The sequence below is a fragment of the Ruegeria sp. I3 genome (assembly GCF_056532525.1).
Genome location: NZ_JBQFNI010000006.1, coordinates 104480 through 127129 on the forward strand (window position 1 = coordinate 104480; position 22650 = coordinate 127129).

General features: G+C 57.6%; 22 protein-coding genes and 1 tRNA gene. 9 read left to right on the forward strand and 14 right to left on the reverse strand.

Annotated features, from left to right (window positions below; all coding sequences use genetic code 11):
• Positions 1-57 precede the first annotated feature (57 nt).
• Entirely contained in the window at positions 58-705 is a 648-nt protein-coding gene (locus ACR0L9_RS16095) for a GntR family transcriptional regulator (protein ID WP_170662202.1), read from the forward strand.
• On the opposite strand, the gene ACR0L9_RS16100 is transcribed toward ACR0L9_RS16095, so the two are convergent.
• Both ACR0L9_RS16100 and carA read right to left on the reverse strand, forming a co-directional pair.
• Positions 662-2590 carry a glycosyltransferase family 2 protein gene (locus ACR0L9_RS16100; RefSeq protein ID WP_480896097.1) on the reverse strand — a complete coding sequence of 643 codons (1929 nt, stop codon included), beginning with the start codon at positions 2588-2590 and terminating at the stop codon, positions 662-664. The genes ACR0L9_RS16095 and ACR0L9_RS16100 overlap by 44 nt on opposite strands.
• 62 nt (positions 2591-2652) lie before the next feature.
• Positions 2653-3819 carry a glutamine-hydrolyzing carbamoyl-phosphate synthase small subunit gene (gene carA / locus ACR0L9_RS16105; RefSeq protein ID WP_170393471.1) on the reverse strand — a complete coding sequence of 389 codons (1167 nt, stop codon included), beginning with the start codon at positions 3817-3819 and terminating at the stop codon, positions 2653-2655.
• A 182-nt stretch (positions 3820-4001) separates the two neighbouring features.
• Between carA and ACR0L9_RS16110 the strand changes: the two genes are divergently transcribed.
• The gene (locus ACR0L9_RS16110; protein ID WP_170393469.1) at positions 4002-4484 is read left to right on the forward strand and encodes a GatB/YqeY domain-containing protein; all 483 of its coding nucleotides are present in this window, start codon (positions 4002-4004) and stop codon (positions 4482-4484) included.
• On the opposite strand, the gene ACR0L9_RS16115 is transcribed toward ACR0L9_RS16110, so the two are convergent.
• The 4 genes from ACR0L9_RS16115 to ctaD form a co-directional block, all read right to left on the reverse strand.
• Positions 4485-4970, reverse strand: a complete 486-nt coding sequence (locus ACR0L9_RS16115) for a DUF2244 domain-containing protein (RefSeq protein ID WP_170510555.1) — start codon at positions 4968-4970, stop codon at positions 4485-4487.
• Between the two features lie 46 nt (positions 4971-5016).
• The gene (locus ACR0L9_RS16120; protein ID WP_170393465.1) at positions 5017-5616 is read right to left on the reverse strand and encodes a 2-hydroxychromene-2-carboxylate isomerase; all 600 of its coding nucleotides are present in this window, start codon (positions 5614-5616) and stop codon (positions 5017-5019) included.
• A gap of 83 nt (positions 5617-5699) precedes the next feature.
• Entirely contained in the window at positions 5700-6659 is a 960-nt protein-coding gene (locus ACR0L9_RS16125) for a bestrophin family protein (RefSeq protein ID WP_480536962.1), read from the reverse strand.
• Positions 6660-6890: 231 nt separating this feature from the next.
• Complete coding sequence (gene ctaD, locus ACR0L9_RS16130) at positions 6891-8549, reverse strand: cytochrome c oxidase subunit I (RefSeq protein WP_170393460.1); 1659 nt, start codon at positions 8547-8549, stop codon at positions 6891-6893.
• Positions 8550-8827: 278 nt separating this feature from the next.
• Between ctaD and ACR0L9_RS16135 the strand changes: the two genes are divergently transcribed.
• Positions 8828-9247 (forward strand): HIT family protein, encoded by a 420-nt coding sequence (locus tag ACR0L9_RS16135; RefSeq protein WP_480896098.1) that lies wholly within the window; start codon positions 8828-8830, stop codon positions 9245-9247.
• A gap of 486 nt (positions 9248-9733) precedes the next feature.
• On the forward strand, positions 9734-10669 hold the full coding sequence (locus ACR0L9_RS16140; RefSeq protein WP_170393456.1) for a cation diffusion facilitator family transporter: 936 nt from the start codon (positions 9734-9736) through the stop codon (positions 10667-10669).
• Positions 10670-10983: 314 nt separating this feature from the next.
• Here the strand turns inward: ACR0L9_RS16140 and lipB are convergent, their stop codons facing one another.
• Both lipB and ACR0L9_RS16150 read right to left on the reverse strand, forming a co-directional pair.
• On the reverse strand, positions 10984-11640 hold the full coding sequence (gene lipB / locus ACR0L9_RS16145) for a lipoyl(octanoyl) transferase LipB (RefSeq protein ID WP_170393453.1): 657 nt from the start codon (positions 11638-11640) through the stop codon (positions 10984-10986).
• A gap of 39 nt (positions 11641-11679) precedes the next feature.
• Positions 11680-12339: a DsbA family oxidoreductase gene (locus ACR0L9_RS16150; protein ID WP_480896100.1), complete on the reverse strand. Its 660-nt coding sequence runs from the start codon at positions 12337-12339 to the stop codon at positions 11680-11682.
• Positions 12340-12468: 129 nt separating this feature from the next.
• On the opposite strand from ACR0L9_RS16150, the gene ACR0L9_RS16155 reads away from it, so the two are divergent.
• Positions 12469-12555: transfer RNA gene (locus tag ACR0L9_RS16155), tRNA-Leu, on the forward strand.
• A gap of 27 nt (positions 12556-12582) precedes the next feature.
• Here ACR0L9_RS16155 and ACR0L9_RS16160 read toward each other — a convergent pair.
• From ACR0L9_RS16160 to ACR0L9_RS16185, 6 genes are all read right to left on the reverse strand, one after another.
• Positions 12583-13578, reverse strand: coding sequence for an ABC transporter ATP-binding protein (locus ACR0L9_RS16160; protein ID WP_480866750.1), 996 nt, complete (start codon positions 13576-13578; stop codon positions 12583-12585).
• Positions 13575-14609, reverse strand: coding sequence for a Gfo/Idh/MocA family protein (locus tag ACR0L9_RS16165; RefSeq protein WP_480896101.1), 1035 nt, complete (start codon positions 14607-14609; stop codon positions 13575-13577). The genes ACR0L9_RS16160 and ACR0L9_RS16165 overlap by 4 nt, the downstream gene beginning before the upstream one ends.
• Entirely contained in the window at positions 14606-15445 is an 840-nt protein-coding gene (locus tag ACR0L9_RS16170) for a carbohydrate ABC transporter permease (protein WP_170421113.1), read from the reverse strand. The genes ACR0L9_RS16165 and ACR0L9_RS16170 overlap by 4 nt, the downstream gene beginning before the upstream one ends.
• Positions 15446-15455: 10 nt before the next feature.
• Complete coding sequence (locus ACR0L9_RS16175; protein WP_170610190.1) at positions 15456-16370, reverse strand: carbohydrate ABC transporter permease; 915 nt, start codon at positions 16368-16370, stop codon at positions 15456-15458.
• 67 nt (positions 16371-16437) lie between these two features.
• Positions 16438-17688, reverse strand: a complete 1251-nt coding sequence (locus ACR0L9_RS16180) for an ABC transporter substrate-binding protein (RefSeq protein WP_170393441.1) — start codon at positions 17686-17688, stop codon at positions 16438-16440.
• Complete coding sequence (locus ACR0L9_RS16185) at positions 17685-18608, reverse strand: N-acetylmuramic acid 6-phosphate etherase (RefSeq protein WP_480896103.1); 924 nt, start codon at positions 18606-18608, stop codon at positions 17685-17687. The genes ACR0L9_RS16180 and ACR0L9_RS16185 overlap by 4 nt, the downstream gene beginning before the upstream one ends.
• A gap of 158 nt (positions 18609-18766) precedes the next feature.
• Between ACR0L9_RS16185 and ACR0L9_RS16190 the strand changes: the two genes are divergently transcribed.
• Genes ACR0L9_RS16190 through nagA form a run of 4 tightly spaced genes read left to right on the forward strand, consistent with a single transcriptional unit; the run spans position 18767 to position 22567 of the window.
• Positions 18767-19654, forward strand: a complete 888-nt coding sequence (locus ACR0L9_RS16190) for a glucosamine kinase nucleotide-binding domain-containing protein (protein WP_480896104.1) — start codon at positions 18767-18769, stop codon at positions 19652-19654.
• On the forward strand, positions 19641-20396 hold the full coding sequence (locus tag ACR0L9_RS16195) for a GntR family transcriptional regulator (protein ID WP_170393434.1): 756 nt from the start codon (positions 19641-19643) through the stop codon (positions 20394-20396). Before ACR0L9_RS16190 ends, ACR0L9_RS16195 begins: the two co-directional genes overlap by 14 nt.
• A gap of 12 nt (positions 20397-20408) precedes the next feature.
• Entirely contained in the window at positions 20409-21437 is a 1029-nt protein-coding gene (locus tag ACR0L9_RS16200; RefSeq protein ID WP_170421120.1) for an SIS domain-containing protein, read from the forward strand.
• Positions 21434-22567, forward strand: coding sequence for an N-acetylglucosamine-6-phosphate deacetylase (gene nagA, locus ACR0L9_RS16205; protein WP_480896105.1), 1134 nt, complete (start codon positions 21434-21436; stop codon positions 22565-22567). Before ACR0L9_RS16200 ends, nagA begins: the two co-directional genes overlap by 4 nt.
• Positions 22568-22650: the final 83 nt, after the last annotated feature.

The window sequence follows — 22650 nt, forward strand, 5'->3', positions numbered from 1 at the left end:
TTGATCGGGGGGGCGTGTGGCGGCTAGACAGGTCCGAACGAGGAGACAATTCAGCCGATGCCCCAATCCAAACAGTCCAATACGGACGCCTATAGCCTTATTCTCGAAGCGATAGACGTCGGTGTCTACAAGCCTGGTGATCGGCTGGTGGAAAGCGAACTGGCCGAGCGGTTTGGCGTTTCGCGTACTCCGATCCGCGAGGCGCTGCAGCGGCTGGAAACGCAGTCGTTGCTGGAACGGGACGGGCGGTCGTTGATCGTGGCCTCATTGGATCACAACCAGATGGCCGAGCTTTATGTTGTCCGGCGTGAATTGGAAGGGCTGGCCGCACGTCTGGCCGCAAAACACGCAACCGAAGAGGAAATTCGGGTCCTTCAGGAAATGGTGGTGGCCGATAATGAGTTGATCGGAGATCCTGTTGCGCTGTCGCGGGCCAACCGGAGATTTCACGAACAGATTCACCTGGCTTCGCATAACCGCTATCTGGTGCAGCAGCTTGATCTGGTGCATCGGACCATGGCCTTGATGGCGACCACATCGCTGGCCGCAGAAGGGCGTGGCGAGATTGCGCAGAGCGAGCACAAAGGCATCGTGGACGCGATTGCGGCGCGAGACGAGGACGCGGCGGCTAAGGCGTTGCAGGATCACATTTCGGTCGCCTTCATGACGCGGCTGAAACAGGATGCGATCCGGCGCGAGAAATAGCGGCCTCACGTTCCTCGACCGCATGGCCGTGCTGGGTCTTGTCCCAGAAGAACGGATTGACCGCCAGTTCCCACAGGCCTTTGTAGGCCGCCAACACGCCCAGCGGATAGTAAAGCACCATGGTCGGCACCCAGGGTAGCAGGAACCTGCGTTTGCCTGCGATGACACCGCAGATACCCACCAATAGGTTGGCGGCTTCGGCGACGAGAAACAGAACCACGCAGGCAGTCAATAAACCGGGTGCCAGGATTGGTTGATACAGGTGGGGCAGCCCGAAAAAGATGGGCCAGAACGCCCACAGAAGCGGGGCCAGAAGGAATTGACCCAGTGTTCCCAGAAAAAAGGCCTGTAAGCCCAAAAAGCGCAGCAACCCCAGATCGCGCAGCAATTGGCGTGGTGTGCGCATATGCACCAGATAGGTGACCATGAACCCCTTCAGCCAACGCGAACGCTGTTTGACCCATGGCCAGGCGCGAAAGTTCGCCTCTTCATAGGTCGTGGTGCTGACGATCTCGGTCCGATATCCGGCACGGCTTAGGCGGACACCCAGATCGGCATCTTCGGTGACATTATGGGCATCCCAACCGCCCAGTTCGACCAGCTTGTCACGGCGAAAAAAGAAGGTTGTGCCGCCCAGCGGAACGACCAGACCAATTCGCGCGATGCCTTTCAGGACGACGCGAAACCAGCCGCTGTATTCGATGCTAAAACAGCGCGACCGCCAATTGGTGCGCGGATTGTAGTAGTCTAGAATACCTTGCAGGCACACCACTTCCTTTGGGGCGTTCGCGAAATGGCGGACAACGGTTTCAATCTGATCGGGTTGCGGCGCGTCTTCGGCATCCCAAACGCCCAAAATCTCTCCACGGCAGAAATCCAGCGCATAGTTCATCGCACGGGGCTTGGTGGTCAGGTCACCCCGATCCGGCACAACAATGGCGCGCATCCAGGTTGGCAGTTCTATTTGCCTGAGCGCCTCATTGGTTACGTCATCCCGCTCTTCCAGCACCAAAATGACATCCAGCAACGCTTTGGGATAGGTCAGGCGGCGCAGCCGGGCGATCAGGTCGTCGGCAATCTCGCGTTCCTTATATAGCGGCACAAGGATCGAGACGCGGGGTAGGCGAAGTGACTCAGAGGTCTTTGTTGTTGGCTCAGATTTTTCTCGCCATAGATAAGCAATGAGCCCCGAGAGCCTGAGAGACAAGAACAGTCCCAGGGTCAGCAGTGCAAAGCCTAAAAGAAGGCCGAGGCCAACTATCGGGAAACAAACACAGAGTGCCGCGAACAGGATAAATCCAATGATCGGCCCACGGCGCGTCTGGGCCGACCAATTCCTGCAGCTTTGCCGCGCCTCAACGCGAGTTTCTGCAGCTTGTGCCAGCGGTTGAGCATATTGACGGGCGATGGCGGCATCGATCTGCTCGGGTCCTGCCAGAACCGGGATCATCGTGTAACGGTGGCCTTTCAATGCGTCTGCCACTGCGTCGAATGTATCTGGCCTGGCTGTAGCGATCAGCAGGATTGGCCCCACACGCATCCAGGGCAGTACATTGTGCTCCAACCAAAACTCGACCGGTTCGAGCAAGCAGAGGTCTGCGGCAGGTGGTACCTGCGCAAGATCAGCGATCTGAAGGCCGGTTTGGTCAGACAGCGCCGAGAGAACCTGCGCACGGCTGGCCCATCCTTCACTGACCAGTATTTCCCCCAATGGCGCCTTCTGGAATACTTGCATCCGCAGGGCGCGCGCCAACTGGTCGGATGTGATGATGCCTTGTTCGACGAGACATGTGCCGAGCGGTTTGCGCGAATGCGGCCCGGGCACAGGCTGCGCCAGTGTCTGACGCTGGAGATTCAATTCGACCATAACGAAACCCTGCCGCATGTAACATCCGGCAGGGTTGCTTAGTCAGGGTTAACACACGGTTAACGCTGTTGAATTCGCCTTTAAGCTTGTGCTTTTTGATCCGCCATCGCCGCGGCAAAGCGTTCGAACAGGTAGAAACTGTCCTGCGGGCCGGGTGACGCTTCTGGATGATGCTGCACCGAATAAACCGGGCGGCCCGTCATGCGGATACCGCAGTTCGAGCCGTCAAACAGAGAGCGATGCGTTTCGACTACGCCATCGGGCAGTGTTTCCGCGTCCACGGCGAAGCCGTGGTTCATCGAGGTGATCTCGACCTTACCGGTTTCCATATCCTTGACCGGATGATTGGCACCATGGTGGCCGTGGTTCATCTTGATCGTCTGCCCGCCAAGCGCCAGTGCCAGCATCTGATGGCCTAGGCAGATGCCAAAGACGGGCAGATCTGTTGTATCCAGCACTTCCTTGATCATGGGAACTGCATATTCGCCGGTAGCCGCGGGATCGCCGGGTCCGTTTGACAGGAACACTCCGTCCGGCTTGTGTGCCAGCACCTCCGCAGCCGTTGCGGTGGCGGGCAATACGGTTACGTCGCAACCCGCCGAGGCGAGGCAGCGCAAGATGTTGCGCTTGGCACCATAGTCGATCGCGACCACCTTGTGCATCGGAGCTTCCTGACGCTGGTAGCCATCGGGCCAAGCCCAACGCATCTCATCCCAGCGATAGCTTTGGGCGCAGGTGACTTCTTTGGCCAGATCCATCCCTTCGAGACCCGCAAAACTACGCGCCGCAGCAATCAGGGCTTCGATATCGAAGTTTCCCTCGGGATCATGAGCCAGCGCCACGTGCGGTGCGCCTTGCTGACGGATCGCCCGGGTCAGGCGGCGGGTATCGACGCCGCCGATTGCGATGCGACCACGGCGGGCCAGCCAGCTTTTTAGCTCTTCTGTCGCGCGCCAATTCGACGGCTCGGTCGGGTCCCATTTAACGACCATCCCGGCTGCCACCGGGTCGCCGGTTTCGTCATCTTCGGGATTCACACCAACATTGCCGATATGCGGGAAAGTGAAGGTCACGATCTGGCCCGCATAAGAAGGATCGGTCATGATCTCTTGATAGCCCGTCATGGCGGTGTTGAAACACAACTCGGCCTCGGTTTGACCGGTTGCGCCGAAGCCCACACCGTAAAACAGGGTTCCATCGGCCAACGCCAGACATGCGGTGGGCTTGGACGGGGCGTTCTGGGCCATGGCGCGACTCTCCTGTAAGGTAAACGGGCGCATAACTAAGTTGGTTATACGCTAGGGTCAAGTCTGTTCAAATTTTGGGCTATTGTTAAAAATCAATGAGTTACAATTAATGTCCACTGTTGTACCAACCTTTTTGTTTCGATATGGTCAGGGTTCCTTTGCCATGGGGATGGACAGACCATATGGATATGCGATCACGGGTGAACTCTGCCCTGAAGCAAGCTATGAAAGACAAAGCCGCCGAGCGTCTTTCGACACTGCGCCTGATCAATGCGGCGATCAAGGATCGTGATATTGCTTCGCGCGCCTCTGACAATGAAGAGACCAAAGGCTGCGGCGATGCCGAAGTGCTTGAAATTCTGGGTAAAATGACCAAGCAGCGCAAGGAAAGCGCACGCGCCTACGAAGAGGGCGGACGCCTTGATTTGGCCGAGCGGGAACTGCGCGAGGTTGAGGTGATTGAGGAATTCCTGCCCAAACAGCTGGACGACGACGAGGTTAGCAAGGCCATTCAGACCGCCATCACGTCTACTGGGGCGGGCTCAATCCGCGATATGGGCAAGGTGATGGGCGAGTTGAAGTCGCGCTATACCGGTCAGATGGATTTCGGCAAAGTAGGACCGATGGTCAAAGATCATCTTTGCGCTAACTCGAACGGCGCTTAGTCACGTCGATTTGCGCAGTTTCTGACTCAGATCATCAAACAGCGCGATCCGCTCGTCCTCGGACAGGAACGCGCCGATCTCAACTTCGCGCCCATCGCCGATCAGCGTTACGTAATGGGGTACCGGACCACCGCTGGTGTGCATTTCAGGACGGGCCCAATAGCGGTTGCAGGTCCATTCCTGATCGCCCTTGTCTGGGTGGTGGTGCACAAGGTGGGCTTGCGTCTGGCCTAAGGTCAGAACCTCGAACACGCTGCGCGCGCGATAATTTGTCTGGATTGCCAACCAGAGGCCCAGAACCGTCAGCAGTAGGAACGGCAGCAGACCCCACAGGACGATCGAACCCAACATCGCCAGCAGCGGGATCAGTCCGAACAGGAACACCGACAAGATGACGGTCATTGCACCACGTGGTGGCAAGGAGTTGTGCGGCCAAAGCCGCAGTTCCTGTTCAGCGTCCGAGTTTTCTGTCCATTGATAAGGCATGGCGAGAACCTAGCTCAGACCGGCGCAATGTCGAAGCAAAAATCAGTCAGACAACGTGGCCGACGCGGACCCATGACAGGGCATCGTCAAGCCGGTCATCACCCCAGAACACTTCGTCGCGGACAACAAAGCTGGGTGCGCCGAAAACCCCCAGTTTGATGGCCTTGTTTGTCTCGTCCTCCAAGGCTGCAACAGCGTCCGGGCTGCGGGCACGGGCAAGCATCAGGCGTGGATCTTGTTGGCACCGAAGCAGGGCTTCGGAAATGGCGCTTTCGCTACCGGCTTCAATCCCGTCCTCGAACCAGATCCGATAAAGATTTTGCGTGAACCCGGCGCCCCAGCCGTCCTGCATGCCCAGCAAAGCCACCTGATTTGCCAGCGCCAGGTCAGAAATTGGATAGGGGGCGGGAAGTTTGGCGTGGATGTGATATTTCGCAGCGCGCCGCTCAATATCGCGCCACATATAGGCCGACTTCACCGGTTTGCCAGCGAAGGGAATATTTTGCTGTTCCGACATCACCGTGCGCACGTTGAAGGGGCGCCAGGTTACTGTCGCATCGTTTTCTTCGCACCAGCCATCCAGGCGCGTGATGGTCAGAAAACTGTAAGTGCTGCCGATTGAATACCAAAAGTCGATCTCGGGCATAGCAAGGCTCCTGTCAAAAGGGGCTTTGCCAACCAGAATACCGCAAAACGGAGGTTTTTTCGATCTTTGCCCAATTTAAGTGGTCAAAGTAGCGCTTTATCGATGGGTTCTGTCGGCTGAGGGGCAGTGCCGCAGGAAGTCATCTGGCGCAGGTCGATTTCGATCATGCGGCAGATGGACGAGATCGGAACATCGGTTACGTCGCCTTCGAACGGGTCCTCCATCGAGGCGCTGACCCGTTCAGTCACGAAGAAAATCCAGCAAACCAACGCTCCGATCGGAGCAAAGACTGCCCAGTCAAGCAGAACGGATTTTGTTACCGAGTAGCCCATCCCAGCGGTGATCGAGCGTTGGTCATTCAACGCCAGCGGTAACATGAAGATAAAAATATAGCTGAAGATTCGCCCGACCTCGGCGACCTGCCGTGGGAAAGGGGTATTCTTGATACGTTCGCTTTGGCCTTGCGCGTCTGCAAACCGTGCTAGCCGGTTCATCAGCGCCACATGCCAATAGGGGTCGATCTTGCCGGATTGCGCCAGTGATGAAAGCCGCTCACCCTGAAGAAACAACAGGTACGCGGCACGGTTGGATTTCCCTTCGAGCAGAGGCATATCAGCCGCCAGTTGGGTATCGCGCCAGCATTCGGGTTCCTGATGCAGCGCGATTTTGTCCACGACAGGTTTGTGTCCGAACATCCACGGGCGGCGGGCACGTCCATGCGTTGCGGGCTGGCGCAGTTGAAAGGCCAGCATGTTTAGCCAAGCGATATGACGCTCCAGCAACTCGCGGCGCATCTCGGGCGCAAGCGGCGTGCCGTCAGCCTGAACCAGATTGCTGATCGTATTGCCCCAATCGCGACTGGCGTTGACGATGTCCCCCCAAATCCTGCGGGCCTCGACCCAGCGGCCATAGGCCGAGGTGTTCTTGAAACCCAGAAAAAATGCCACTGCCAAACCCAGCATCGTGACCGGTGGGCTGGAGTTCGAGATCAACTCAAGCGGAGTTACTTCATCTACTAGTTCAAGCAGGAGTATCCAGGCCATGACGATGCAAATGAACCCGGCAGAGCCTTTGACCAGTTGCCGAAGTGTGATGCCGTGATGGAGAATCATGTGGCGCGCACCCGTCTTAGATTATGCTGTTTTCGCAAATACTAGCGGCCTGATCTTTGGTGCGTCTACGTGTTGGGTGCAGCAAGTTGCGGACTGGGGGCATAAAAAACACAAAGCCCCGCACGGGGCGGGGCTTTGCTGAGTTTGGTTTGGATGGCGGGATTAGTGCGCGTGGCCCTTGTCCCAGTCTTCCTGCTTGGGCAGCTGCTCGAACGTGTGTTCAGGCGGCGGCGTGGGCAGGGTCCATTCCAACGTATCCGCGTATTCGTTCCACGGGTTCGGGCGTGTCTCTTTCGCACCACGCAGCAGGGCGTAGATCACGATGCCGAAGAACAGCAGGAACGAGGCGAACGAGATGAACGCACCAATCGACGAAACGAAGTTCCACTGAGCAAACGCTTCAGGGTAGTCGATATAGCGGCGTGGCATGCCCTGACGGCCCAGGAAGTGCTGCGGGAAGAAGGTCAGGTTGGCGCCGATGAAGAACAGCCAGAAGTGAACCTTGCCCCAGAACTCGGAATACTGACGGCCCGTCATCTTCGAGAAGTAGAAGTACACGCCAGCGAAGATCGCAAAGACGGCACCCAAGCTCATCACGTAGTGGAAGTGCGCAACGACGTAGTAGGTGTCGTGATAGGCACGGTCCACGCCGGCCTGCGACAGCACAACGCCGGTCACACCACCAACGGTGAACAGGAACAGGAAGCCGAAGGCGAACAGCATCGGGGTTTTGAACTCGATCGAGCCGCCCCACATGGTCGCGATCCACGAGAAGACCTTAACGCCGGTCGGAACCGCGATGACCATCGTGGCCAGCATGAAGTAGGCCTGCTGGCGCAGCGACATGCCAACGGTGTACATGTGGTGCGCCCATACGACGAAGCCCAGCACACCGATCGCGATGATCGCCCAGACCATCGGCAGGTAGCCGAAGATTGGTTTGCGCGCGAAGGTCGCGATCACGTGGCTGATGATGCCAAAGCCGGGCAGGATCACAATGTACACTTCCGGGTGGCCAAAGAACCAAAGGATGTGCTGATACAGGATCGGATCGCCGCCACCGGCCGGATCAAAGAAGGTGAAGCCGAAGTTGCGGTCCATCAGCAGCATGGTGATCGCGCCTGCCAGAACCGGCAGCGACAGCAGAATCAGCCACGAAGTGACGAAGATCGACCAGCTGAACAGAGGCACCTTGAACAGTGTCATGCCCGGGGCACGCATATTCAGGAAGGTGGTGATCATGTTGATCGCGCCGAGGATCGAGGAGGCGCCCGATACGTGCACGGCGAAGATCGCAAGGTCCATGGACATGCCGCCTTCGGTCGTCGACAGCGGTGGATACAGAACCCAGCCAACACCTGAACCAAGCTGGTCATTACCACCGGGGCTGAGCAGCGAGGCGACGCCCAGCGAGGTGCCAGCGACATACAGCCAGAAGGACAGGTTGTTCATCCGCGGGAACGCCATGTCCGGCGCGCCGATCTGCAACGGCATGAAATAGTTGCCAAAACCGCCGAACAGGGCAGGGATGACCACGAAGAACATCATCAGAACACCGTGATAGGTGATCATTACGTTCCAGAGGTGACCGTTGGGGGTACATGGATCGGCCATGAAACCTTCGAGGCACATATACTGAACACCGGGGTGCATCAGTTCGAGCCGCATATAGACAGTCATCAGAACCGAGATCAGACCGGCAAGGGCCGAAAAGACCAGGTAGAGAATCCCGATGTCTTTGTGGTTGGTCGACATGAACCAGCGGGTGAAAAAGCCGCGCTGATCTTCATGCTCGTGACCATGAATGGCTGCGTCTGCCATTAGGTGCCTCCTGTTGCAACTGTACCGCGCAGTCGGACCTCTCCAACGCGCGGGATTCCTGCTGGTTTTAGATTGCGAAGGGGCGACCTTCAATGGTCGAGTTTGATCTGGATCAAGATTAATTGTCGCGGGCAGACTGTGCTGCGCGATAATCTGACCTCGGATGCGAGGGATTTGGGGATTCAGTCCGCGATTACAAGTGGTGACGGGGAAACCCGCTTGACCCGCATCAAGCGGCGGCTCAGAACAACGGGTAAATCCAACACCGGAGGCCTGTAATGACCGCTTATGATCCCGAAAATGTCTTTGCCAAGATCCTGCGCGGAGAAATCCCGTCAAACCGTGTGTATGAAGACGACGACACCGTCGCGCTGATGGATATCATGCCCCGGGCGGACGGGCATTTGTTGGTGATCCCCAAAACCCCCTGTCGCAACATGCTGGATGCAACGCCCGAGCAACTGGCAGCGGTGATGGCGACGGTACAGAAGATGGCTCACGCTGTGAAAGAAGCGTTTGGCGCAGATGGCGTCACCGTTCAACAATTCAATGAGGCCGCAGGCGGGCAAGAGGTATTTCACCTGCATGTGCATGTATTGCCGCGCCACGAGGGCGTCTCGATACGCCCACCCGGTAAAATGGGCGATTTTGACCTGATTGCTCAACACGCCGACAAGATCCGCGCGGCAATGACCTGATCCACCTTCGAAGCGAGCTGTCGCAGGCGACGTGATCACCAAACGCATGGAGCACGACACTTGCGTAATCGCGCTGCCCGTCGCAGACCTGAGGAATACGGATCAGTCTTGTTCCATTCATTTCATGCGTGCGATCCGGACCCGTAAATCATCAGGTTGCTGTCCGGCGATTTCATTAGCCCGGTTCAAGTTTTTCCATTTGCACTTTCGAGTGTGAGCAAAGCCTCTAATTAGGCCAGCGGGTGGCCAGATCTTGGCCATGACGTACGCATTGCAACCGCCGCAGCGCGGTTTCGTCATAGCGGCGCCGATTACCCGCAATAGGTTCGAACGGCGGTAGAAGTCCAGAACCGGATCGTAGGTGCTTTGAATCCAGTGCGAAATGATGGAGCCCCGATTGCATTCATTTTCGAAAACACCCCCTTGAACCTCTAGTCACTAGAGGAATTATGTAGCATGGTGATTCAGAAAATAGGACACACTAAAATGGCTCATCAGCATTCCCACAAAGGGCACAGCCACGCGCATGTTGATCCGCAGGCCGGCGATGCGCGCGTTGCCTGGGCCATCGCGGTCAATATGTTCTTGACGCTGGCACAGATTGTGGGCGGGGTTATTTCAGGGTCGCTCGCCTTGATTGCGGACGCCTTGCACAACCTATCAGATGCGATTGCGCTGGTCATCGCATTCTTTGCCCGCAAGATCGCTCGTCGACCCGCAAACGCGCGTATGAGTTTCGGGTATGGCCGGGCCGAGGTTGTAGCGGCGCTGGTTAACTACACAACGCTGATCGTTCTGTCAGTCTACCTGCTGTACGAAGGCGTAATGCGGTTTGTCGAGCCCGAGCCGGTTAATGGCTGGATCGTTGTCTGGATCGCTGGGATCGCATTGGTCGTCGACCTTGTCACCGCTATGCTGACCTATTCCATGTCCAAGGACAGCATGAATATTCGTGCGGCATTCCTGCACAATGTGGCCGATGCATTGGGGTCCGTCGCCGTGATTGTCGCAGGTACCGCTGTAATTGTCTTCAACTGGACTTGGGTCGACCCAGCGGTCACCATCATGATCTCACTTTACATCCTTTGGCACGTCAAATCCGAGATCGGTGAAACCATACGCGTTCTGATGTTGGGCGCGCCAACAGAATTGGATCCGGAAGAGGTCGCCACAGCCATTGAAGGCGTATCGGGCGTGGCAGGAGTTCACCACATCCATCTGTGGAGCATGCAGGAGCGTGAGCCCGCGCTGTCGGCGCATCTGGTCATCAAACCCGACGCACAAGATAGTGCCGAGGATATCCGGGTGATGGTCAAGCAGGTTCTGCAGAACAAGTTTGGGCTTGGTCATGTTACGCTTGAAATCGAAGCCAGCGGGCACGCTTGCGTCGGATCAACCCGATTTGGGCATCAACAGATTTAGGGGCCTAAAACGAGAATTGCCGTTCCGATATGGGGTCGGAACGGCAGACTCGTAACCAAACACTTTCACGGATTTCGCAGGGCAGCCCTGAGATCACCGGTTAACACACCACTCACTCATGAACGGTCATTACATACTATGTGGTCAGATGGCGTTTGTAAGGAGAGGATGTGAAGAATCCCTGAATTTGAGGCGAATTGAGACCATTCAAAGGAATTTTCTGAATGATTTTCGAAACAGAGTGCCCCAAATACTAGCATTGTCTTTTGCGTATTCTGGCCAGATCTGTCCGAATACGTGGAATCACCTATAAACTAGGCGCCTTCGGTGGCGAAGACCTCATCAAAGGTCTTTTTTAGCGCAACATCGACGTCATCCATGGTCACCGGCAACCCAAGATCGACCAGTGAGGTCACCCCGTGTTCCTGAATTCCGCAGGGCACGATACCGGTGAAATGTGACAGGTCCGGCTCGACATTGATTGAGATGCCGTGAAAGCTGATCCATTTCCGCAGGCGGATGCCGATGGCCGCGATCTTGTCCTCGGCTGGCTGGCCGGTGATCGTCAGCGGCTTGTCTTGCCGTTGCACCCAGACGCCCACGCGGCCGTCGCGGATCTCACCGGTGACATTGAACTCGGCCAAAGCCGCAATCACCCATGCCTCAAGCTGCTGCACAAAGCGGCGCACATCATGACCGCGTTTGCCCACATCAAGCATGACGTAAACAACGCGCTGACCGGGGCCGTGATAGGTGTACTGTCCACCGCGCTTGCTTTCATAGACCGGAAAGCGATCCGGATCGGTCAGATCTTCTCGCTTGGCAGAAGTCCCAGCGGTATAAAGCGGCGGGTGTTCCAACAGCCAAATGCATTCGTCCGCCTCACCCGCTGCAATCGCGGCAACGCGCGCCTCCATGAAGGCAGTGGCCTCGTCGTAGTCGATTAGCCCGTCGGTAGTCTTCCATTCCATGCTCATTCCTTAGACCGTCTGCGGGGCAGGGGGAAGGGGTCAGGCGGCCTCGGCCAGGCAGCGTTGCAGGACCTGCGCATAAGTGTCCGTGCCCTGTGCGCCGGTCAGCAGATATTTCCCTCCAAACACCATCGAAGGCACGCCCGAGATGCCTCGGCTGGTCCAGAAATCTTGTTTTTCACGCACCGGTTGGGCATGCGCACCTGATTCAAGTGCGGTTCGCGCCGCCTCCGGGTCGAGTCCGGCCGCCTCGACCGCGCCCATCAACACTTCGACGTCAGAGACATCCTGTTGCTTGGTGAAATAGGTTTCGAACAGGGTCAGTTTCAGCGGATGCTGACGCCCCTGTGTTTCCGCCCAGTCAAGCAGTTGATGCGCGGCAAAGGTGTTCACGATTCTGCTGTCATCAGTGAAATTGAAGGTGAACCCAAGTTCAGTACCCAACGCAGTCAACCGCTCGCGCGCCTGCTGGCTTTGTTCGGGCGTCGAGCCATATTTCTTGGCAATATGCTCCCTCAGATTCTGTCCCTCTGGCCCCATGTTGGGGTTCAGTTCGAACGGATGCCAGCGCAATCGGGCCAGCACATTCTCTTGCTTCAGTGCGGCATCGAGTTGACGAAAGCCGACAATACACCACGGACAGACCACATCCGAGACGACATCAATCTGCACTGTAGGGCGGGGATCGGGCGAGGGCATGGCTGCTCCAGATTGCATTGTATCGCGGTTAGATATGGCTAAAGCACGTGATTTCAATCGGCTGTGTTTTTGCCTCTTCACATCGCGCGGCTCAGCGTCTATACGCCCCTCTACCAAGTCATTGGCAGTGCGGTCGTGGCGGAATTGGTAGACGCGCAGCGTTGAGGTCGCTGTGGGGTAACACCCGTGGAAGTTCGAGTCTTCTCGACCGCACCAACATCCTGAGATCTTTACCCGAAATTGTCAGGTGAGACGGGCGCCCTGTTGGTTGAAGCGATAGGTTCGATCATGAGCGTAGCCGAAATGGACGGATTCACCAGCGTTGACCTGATGCTGGCCGAACAGGCGCGCGGTGATCTGGTGATCTTGCATCATCGCGATCACGTTTGTGTCTCCGCCCAGATGCTCAACATGGGTCACGTTTGCGGTCAGGGGGCCTTCGTCGGATAAGTACAAGTCCTCTGGGCGGATGCCCAATGTTGTGTCCGCGCTGTCGCCGATTACGCTGGCGGGGAAGAAATTCATCGACGGAGCGCCAAGGAAACCCGCGACGAACTGGTTGGCGGGGTTATTATATAGCTCCATCGGGCTGCCAACCTGTTCAACGCGCCCGTCGCGCAGGACGACGATCTTGTCAGCGAGTGTCATCGCCTCGGTCTGGTCGTGAGTGACGTAGATCATCGATGCATCGAGCTGCTGATGCAGGTTGGCGATTTCCAGTCGCGTATTCATACGCAGGGCGGCGTCCAAATTGGACAAGGGCTCGTCGAACAAGAACAGTTTGGGTTCGCGTACAATGGCGCGGCCGATCGCGACGCGTTGGCGCTGGCCGCCTGACAGTTCTGAGGGGTAACGGTCGATATAGGGCTCAAGGTTCAGCATCTTGCTGGCCTTGGCGACGCGTTCTTCGATGACCTGCTTGCTCTGTCCTTCCTGTTTCAGTGCCAGCGACATGTTCTTGCGCACATTCAGGTGGGGATAGAGCGCGTAGCTTTGGAACACCATGGCGATGCCGCGTTTGGAGGGTGGGGTGAGGTTCATTAGCTCTCCACCAATGCGCACTTCGCCTGAGGTCACGTCCTCCAGCCCCGCGATCACGCGTAGCAGGGTGGACTTGCCGCAGCCGGAGGGGCCGACGAAGACGACGAATTCTCCGTCTTCGACTTCGATGTTAATATCTTTCAGTACCTCGACAGTGCCGAAGGACTTGTTCACGTTTGTCAGCGTCAGGGCGGTCATGTGCGTGCCTCTTTCAGCGAAATGGGTTGGCCAGTGCGGATGCTTTCATCGGCAGCTAGACAGATGGCCAGCGATTGCACGGCGTCGTTCATATGGCGGGTCAGGTCGATGTCCTCGGCGATGGCGCGCAGCATATAGGCTTGTTCGGCATCGCAGAGCTGCTGATGGCCGGGCTCATCGGGCATGTCGATTGTCTGGTCGCCATCGGGGCGATGGACCAGAAGGCCGCCAACCTTGGTGTGTCCGTCGATATCGGCGGATGCGCCCTTGTTTCCATCGGTGATCGAGACCGAGCCGTTGGGCGACACGATGTCTTTCACGAAGAACGCGGTTTCGGACATCATCGGGCCCCAACCGGCCTCATACCAGCCGACCGAGCCATCCTCGAAGACCACCTGAAACTGGCCGTAGTTGTACATGTCTTCGGCGATCTCATCGCTTAGGCGCAGGCCCATGCCGTGGACTCGCACGGGGTCGGAGTCAGTGATCTGACACATCACGTCGACATAATGCACACCGCAATCGACGATGGGCGAGGTGGTCTGCATCAGAGCTTTGTGTGTTTCCCACTCGGCCCCGCTGCTTTGTTGGTTGAGATTCAGTCGGAAGACGTAAGGCCCGCCAAGGTCGCGCGCCTCGGAAATAAGGCGCATCCATGAAGGGTGATGGCGCAGGATGTAGCCGATGACCAGTTTGCGTTTGGTTTCAATGGCTTTCGCGACGACTCGTTTGGCATCTGCCACAGTGGTCGCTAGCGGCTTTTCGACAAATACATGCGCCCCGGCCTCCATCGCCGCGCAGGCGAAATCGGCGTGGCTGTCGGAGTAGGTCGCCACGACCACCAGATCGGGCTTGGTCTCGGCCAGAGCGGTGTGAAACTCAGAATAGGCTGGATAGCCTGTCAGGCCAGGATGATCCACGCGGCCAGACCGGTTCACCAGCCCCACGACTTCAGCGTCCGGGTGGTTGTGGTGGGCCAAAGCGTGGCTCAGCCCCATATTGCCGAGGCCAGCGATCAGAACTTTGGTCATTTGACAGCTCCTGAAGTGATGCCGCGGATCAGTTGGCGCGAGAAGATGACATAGAGCACCAGCACCGGCAGGATCGCCATGCTGAGCGCCGACAGAACCGCGTTCCAGTCGGTGACGAATTGGCCGATAAAGACCTGGCTGCCCAGCGTCAGTGTTTTGGTTTCCTCGGCCGGGGCAAGGATCAGCGGGAACCAGAGGTCGTTCCAGATGGGGATCATGTTGAACACGGCCACGGTCGCCATGGCGGGGCGGACCAGCGGTAGGACCAATCGGAAGAATATGGTGTATTCGGACAGCCCATCGACGCGGCCTGCGTTCTTCAGATCGTCCGAGACTTGCCGCATGAATTCAGACAGGATGAACACCGCCAGCGGCAGACCTTGCGCGGTATAGACTAGGATCAGGGCCCAAAGGGTGTTCACCAAACCGGTTGCCACCATCATCTCAAGTATCGCCACGGTGCCGATGCGGATCGGGATCATAATCCCAAGCGCCAGATAGAGGCCCATCAGAGTGTTGCCCTTGAATTTGTATTCGCTCAGGGCAAAGGCGGCCATGGCGCCGAACAGCAGAACGAAGGCCAGCGACACCACGGTCACGATCAGCGAGTTTTGGAAATAAAGAAAGAAATCCCCTTGTTTCATAACCGTCTGGTAACCGATGAGAGAAAAGCTTTCGGCATCGGGCATGGCGAGCGGCTCGCGGAAGATCGAGCGTCGGGTTTTGAAGCTGTTGATGATGATCACGAAGACCGGGAACAGGGCGATCAGGGTATAGAGGATCAGCGCCCCGTGCATGGCAGCCGTGTTCAGCGGGTTATGGCGTGCTTTGTTCATGCGTTCACCCTCACAGCTGATACCGGCGCATCCGGGTCTGGATGCCGAAGAGGTAGATGCAGACACCCACAAGGATGATCGCGAACATGGCGCCTGCGATAGCGGAGCCCATATGCGGGTCGCCCAGTTGCAGTTGGAAGCCAAAGAAGGTGCGGTACATGAAGGTGCCTAGGATATCGGTTGAGAAATCCGGCCCTGCCAGCGCACCTTGCGAGACGTAGATCAGGTCGAACGCGTTGAAATTGCCGACGAATGTCAGGATCGAGATGATGCCAATCGAGGGAATGATCAAAGGCAGCTTGATCTTCCAGAACGCCGAAGCACCGGTGATGCCGTCTATTTCTCCGGCTTCAAGGATCTCTTCAGGGATCGACAGCAGGGCGGCGTAGATCAACATCATCGGGATGCCGACGAATTGCCAGACCGAGACAAGTGCCAGTGTTGTCAGCGCGTATTCTTCCTTGCCCAGCCATGGTGCAAACAGCGACTTCAGACCAATGGCGTCCAGCATTGAAGGTGCGATGCCCCAAAGCGGGGACAATATCAGCTTCCACGCGAAACCGACGATCACAAAGCTCAGAATGGTCGGAATGAAGATCGCGGACCGATAGAGCGCGGCAAACCGCAAGCGTGGATGCGACAGAAGCGCGGCCAAAGCGATGCCGATGGGGTTCTGAACCAGCATGTGGATCAGGAAGAACCAGAAGTTGTTGCCCAAAGCGTTCCAGAATTGCTCGGACCAGATCGGATCGAAGAACAGGGTGCGGAAATTCTGCAAGCCCACGTAGATACGTGTCTGATCAACCTCGGTGAACAGCGCGAGGCGCAGTGTGTTGAACAAGGGGAAGATCATCACTGCCGTGTAGACCATCACCGCAGGGGCGAGGAAAACGGCAATGTGCCAGCGTATGCGGCGGGTCTGCATGGGAATCTCCGGGGAAAAAGGTCCGGACGCGACGCGGTAGCCGCGTCCGGTGTGAGTGGCTTAGTTGTTACTGATGCGGTGCGTACCAGCTGGCCAGACCGTCTTGCAGTTGCTGACCCAGTGCTTCGGGTGTCTCGGCACCCTTGATGGCTGCAACGGATGCACCCCAAGTCTCGTTTTCGAGGTTCGGTGTGCCGCGCGACAGGATTTGGTAGGTCGAGCGGATTGTGCTTTCGCACTCATCCCGCCAACCGACGATTTCCTTGGCCAGTGGATCTTCCAGCTCGACCGGAGTGCTGGACAGCGGGAAGAAACCAGGTAGGGCGTTACCGAAGATGCTGGCGAATTCCGGGCTTGCGACCCAAGCCAGGAAGGTGCGCGCAGCTTCTTGGTTTTCGCTCGCCGCGTTCATGCCTATGCCGATATCGGTGTGGTCCGAAATATAGCAGGTATCGCCCGCGTTCTGGACCGGTGGCTTAAAGGCGCCCATTTCGAAATCGGCCTGCGTGTTGAAGCCTGAGATTTCCCAGCTGCCTGCTGGATAGACCGCTGCACGACCCAGCGTGAACAGGTTCTGGCTGTCGGGATAGGTTTGCGCTTCATACCCGTCGCCGAGATAGTCGGCCCACTTGGCCAGTGTCGCATACGGGGCGACCCACTGGGGGTCGGTCAGCTTCTGCTCGCCCTTGATCAGCGCCTGACGGCCTTCTTCACCTTTCCAGTAGTTCGGGCCGATATTGTTATAGCCCATCGTTGCGGCTTCCCACTGGTCATTGGTGCCCATCGCCATCGGGATATAGGTACCGTCTTCCTTGATCTTATCGAGGGCGGCAAAGAACTCAGCTTCGGTAGTTGGAACTTCGATGCCCAACTCATTGAACGCATCTTTGTTGTAGATGAAGCCGTGAATCACTGACGCCATCGGGACGCAGAAACTGGCCGAACCGTCATCGGTTTGCCACGCAGATTTGGCCACGTCCGAGAAGTTTCCCATGGCCTCAAGATCAGACAGATCGGTCAGGTGCCCCGACTCGTATAGCGCAAGCGAGGCATCAAACGGACGGCAGGTAATCAGATCGCCAGCCGAACCGGCCTCGAGCTTCGAGTTCAAGACAGCGTTGTATTCTGCCGGTGCTGAGGGCGAGAAGATCACTTTGATGCCGGGATTCTCGGCCTCGAACGCCGGAATGATCTTTTCCTGCCACAACGCCAGATCGTCGTTTCGCCAACTTTCGATGGTCAAAGTGGCCTCTTGCGCATAGGCGCTTGTGACCAGCGCCGTGCTCATCAAGGCAAGGCTCAGAACTTTGCGTGTCATTTGATATCTCCCAGGTTGATGGTTTCTTGGTTTTGTTTCATCCGCTCCAGCGCAGGGCGGAGGTGATCGTCGGTGTTGCTTAGCATTGCTTGCGCCGCGTCCAGGGACCCTGCGCCTACAGCCAAAAGGGCCGCGCATTTGAGGTTGCCCTCTGCCGCAGTCAACGCCTTTGTAGCCTGAGCGGAGGAAACGCCGGTCAACTGACAGACGATCCCGTTGGCTCGGGCGCGTAGCTTGTCATTGTCAGCACGCAAATTGATCATCATGCCGTCCTGAATATGCCCCAGCTCCATCGCCATCAGCGTCGAAAGCATGTTCAGTGCTATTTTCTGCGCTGTACCAGCGCCCATGCGGGTAGAGCCCGAGATCAGTTCAGGTGGTGTGGAAAGCAGGATTGGATGGTCAGAAAGCTGCAACAGTTCGGTGCCCCCGTTATTGGCAATGCCGATAACTGTGGCGCCTCTGTCCCGCGCGATCCGCGCTGCTGCGGTTGTGTACGGTGTGGTTCCGCTGGCCGAGACGGTGATCAAGGTGTCTTTGGCAGAAAGATCGACCAGGTCTCGGGCAAGGCTGTCGGTGGCATCTTCGACATCTCCCGGCATCTCTACCCCTGAGGGCAATCCACCTGCCATGTTGATGCGAATCTGGCGGGCTGGTATCGAAAAAGTTCCCCCCAGTTCCAGCGCATCCGAGGCGGCCATCAAGCCTGAAGAGCCTGCCGCCAAATAGCGCAAAACCCCGCCCGATCGGATGGATTGCGCCATAGCTTTTGCGCCTGCGCAGAGGGTGGGCAGCGAGGAAAGCGGGGCAGCGGCAGCGTCGGCTTGCGAGCGGGCCAGCAGCTCGGCCACTTCAGTCAGCGGTCGGGCGTCAAGTCCGATCGCGTCTTGATGTAGCTGTTCGGTAACTGGCTTGGTCACGTGATTCTCCCCCGAGATTTTGAATATCATACCTTTTAGATACCATTAGTCTACCATTTTATTTTTCGCCCACTATTTTCAAGATTTAGACGACTATTACTGCATTATTGCGTAATTTGGTCTTCAAAATTAGAAATAGGTATTATAAAGGTATCTCCATGAGTCGCCCTTCTGATACCATTGTGCTGGCCGCTGATGGCGGTGGAACACGCTGCCGTCTTGCTGTTTCAGACGGCTCTGCGGTTCAGTGTGTCGAGGTTGGTGCGGCAAATGTATCAACCGATTTTGACGCAGCCTGCGCTGAGTTGATGCACGGAATTGCTGCTTTGGCCCGACGTGCCGGACTAGAGGCAACTCAAATCGCTCGTGCGCCAGCCTACTTGGGGCTGGCCGGTATCACGGGGGGCGCGCTGGCTGATCGGCTGGCAGAAAAGCTGCCATTTGACCATGTTCTGATTGAAGATGACAGGCCCGCCGCATTACGTGGTGCGTTGGGTTCGAAAGACGGTTTCGTAGCGCATTGCGGAACGGGTTCTTTTCTGGCGGTCCAGAATGGGGATCGCAGGTCATTTGCCGGGGGCTGGGGACCTGTTCTCGGGGATCAGGCCTCGGCGCAATGGGTTGGGCGGCGGGCTTTGGCCTTTACGCTTGACTTTGTGGACGCTCTGAAGCCTGCGTCTGAATTGGCGGACAGCCTGTTGTCGCGTTTTGATGGCGCTGCTGGGATTGTCAGGACCGCCTCCAAGATGTCGCCTACCGAGTTCGGAGCGCTGGCGCCTGTTGTCACGCAACACGCAAAGCAAGGAGATGCGCTTGCGCTGTCGATCATGGAGGATAGTGCACAATATCTGACAGATCAGATGTTGGCGATGGGCTGGATGCCCGGCCTTTCGATCTGCCTGACCGGCGGCATCGGCCCGCAATATGCGGAATTTCTGCCTGCGCCAATGCAACAGGAATTGGCCGACCCGCTGGGCGATCCGTTGACCGGTGCCATCGCGTTGGCGCACGCCTTTCAAAAGGAGACCCGACATGAGCGTTGCTGACTTCCTGCGGCCCGAGGGTTGGCTGGGTCAGACCGCCGGTCCCCGATACGTACAGCTGCGGCAGCGGCTGGAGCAGGGGATTGAAGAGGGTATTCTGGCCCCGAACAGTTCACTCCCGCCCGAGCGCGAGATTGCCGAACTGACGGACCTGTCGCGGGTGACGGTCCGCAAGGCGATTCAGGAACTTGTGCGCAAAGGCGCGATTGAACAGCGGCAAGGCTCGGGATCATTCGTGCGTCAAGCGGTTGCGCGGGTTGAGCAGTCGCTGTCGCATTTGACCTCGTTTACCGAAGACATGGAGAGGCGCGGTTTTGAAACGACTTCAACCTGGTTGGAGCGCGGTATATTCCTGCCGTCGCCTGATGAGATGCTGGCGCTGGGTCTGTCGGCCAGCGATCAGGTCGCGCGCATTCATCGACTGCGCGCGGCTGGTGGGCGGCCAATGGCGCTGGAACGCGCGGCGTTGCCGCTGGATATCCTACCCAACCCGACCGAGGTTACCGGATCGCTCTATGCGTTCCTCGAACACTCGGGCAATCGTCCGGTGCGCGCGATCCAGAAAATCTCAGCCATCAATCTCGAAGCGACCGAGGCCGGTTTGCTGGACGTTGCCGAAGGTACGGCAGGGCTGCGCATTCAGCGGACCTCATACCTAGAAAGCGGGCGCGTTGCTGAACTTACCCGATCCATCTATCACGGCGATGCCTACGATTTCGTGGCAGAGCTGCGTCTGTCAACCTGAAAGGCAGGGCACATGTCCAGCGAAACAACTCAAATGCGGCAGGAAATCAATGAGATACCTTTTGCCGTTGATCGGCTTCTCACTGATGGTGCCACGGCGATTACAAAGACCGCAAGCGCGATCCGCGCGCACGATCCCGGCTTCCTGATTTCGGTTGCGCGAGGTTCGTCGGACCATGCCTGCAGCTATCTGAAATACGCTTCGGAACTGCTGCTGGGCCTGCCCATGGCCTCGGTTGGGCCGAGCGTGAAATCGATCTACGGGGTCGATATGCGATGCCCCGGTGCGCTGTGTATTTCGGTATCCCAATCGGGTCAAAGCCCCGACATCGTACAGCTGACGAAGTCCCTGACAGAAGGCGGCGCGTATTCGGTGGCGATCACGAACGATACCACGTCTGCACTGGCCCAGAACGCCACCTCGGCTCTGCCCATCCTTGCAGGCCCCGAGCTTAGCGTGGCTGCCACCAAGACCTTCGTAACCTCTCTGGTCGCCGGGCTTTGGTTGCTGGCCGAGGTCAAGGGCGACGATACCTTGCTGGCTGCAATTCACAAATTGCCGGAAGATTTATCGCGGGCGATCACCTGCGATTGGAGCGCGGTGGTCGAGGCAGTCGATGGCCAATCCCTGTTCACTTTGGGACGTGGGATGTCCTGGGCAATTTCGAATGAGGCGGCGCTGAAATTCAAGGAAACCTGCCAGATTCATGCGGAAAGCTATTCCTCGGCCGAAGTTCTGCATGGCCCGGTTTCGATCGTGGATCAGGGCTTTCCGGTGATTGCGTTCTCGTCCGGAGACGCGGCTGAGGCCAACATCGCCGAAGTCGCCGATGCGCTCGCAGCCAAGGGCGCAAAAGTCTTCGCAACGACCAATCAGGTGTCTGATGCCGTGAGGCTACCACATGTCCGCACCACGCACTGGATGACAGATCCGGTAGCCTCAATCGCTTCGTTCTACGGTATGGTCGAAACTGTGGCCACGCGCCGGGGCATCAATCCCGATGCACCGCGTCACCTGCGGAAAGTGACGGAGACGGTATGACCGATGCGACGATCACCTTCGCGGGCGGGCTTATCTTTGATGGCAAAACCCTGAAGGACGGCCACGCCGCCCGTTTCGTCGGCGGGCTGCTCGACAGTATTTTGCCCGAAGCCGAGTTGCCTTCGGATGAGATGGTTCAGGATCTGTCGGGCGATATTTTAAGCCCCGGCTATGTAGATTTGCAGGTGAATGGCGGCGGAGGCGTCATGTTCAACGACGATCCATCGGTCGAGACATTACAGCGTATTGCGGCGGCTCATCGCAAGCTTGGCGCGACGTCGATCCTTCCGACGCTAATCACGGACACGCCCGAAAAGACAACGGCTGCCATTTCTGCTGCTTCTCTTGCCATTCAGCGCGGAGTTCAGGGGATTGTCGGCTTGCATCTTGAGGGGCCGCATCTCTCGGTGCGACGCAAGGGCGCGCATGACGGCGGGCTGATCCGCCGGATGCAGGACGCTGATCTTGCACAGCTGATAGAAGCGGCAGGGGCGTTGCCTGCATTGATGGTCACGCTTGCGCCGGAAAGTGTCACGATTGCTCAGGTCGAAACGCTCAGCAAGGCGGGGGTCATCGTGTCGTTGGGGCACAGTGATGCCGAGTTTCAAACCTGCGTGGCTTACGCACAGGCGGGCGCGCACTGCGCCACCCATTTGTTTAACGCGATGAGTCAGTTGGGCAACCGCGAACCGGGGCTGGTTGGCGCAGTCTTGTCCAGCGGTGCGATGTCTGCCGGATTGATAGCGGATGCAATCCATGTTCACCCGCAGACGATGCGCGCCGCCTTTGCAGCTAAACAGGGGCCGGGGCATCTGTTTCTGGTGAGCGACGCGATGGCCGTTGCTGGAACGGATCTGCAGGAATTCAAGCTGGAAGGGCGTGTCATCCAACGTGAAAACAGCAGGCTGACCTTACCGGATGGAACCCTGGCCGGGGCCGATCTGAACCTGACCACCGCGCTGCGCGTGTTGACAACGGATGTCGGCGTTTCACTGACGGACGCCTTGGCAGCGGCCACACGCATTCCGGCGGATATCATTTCCCAGCGCTCAATCGCGCGCCTGAACTTGATATCGCAGGCCATTCGCATTTCTCCGGACTTGTCGCAGGCCCGTCCGGCGGTTGCTTAACCTCGCATTGCAACAAATTGCAAAACACCGCGTTTTTCGCATCTCGCCTCAACTGTAGCGGTTGTGTAAGACCTTAGGCGAAC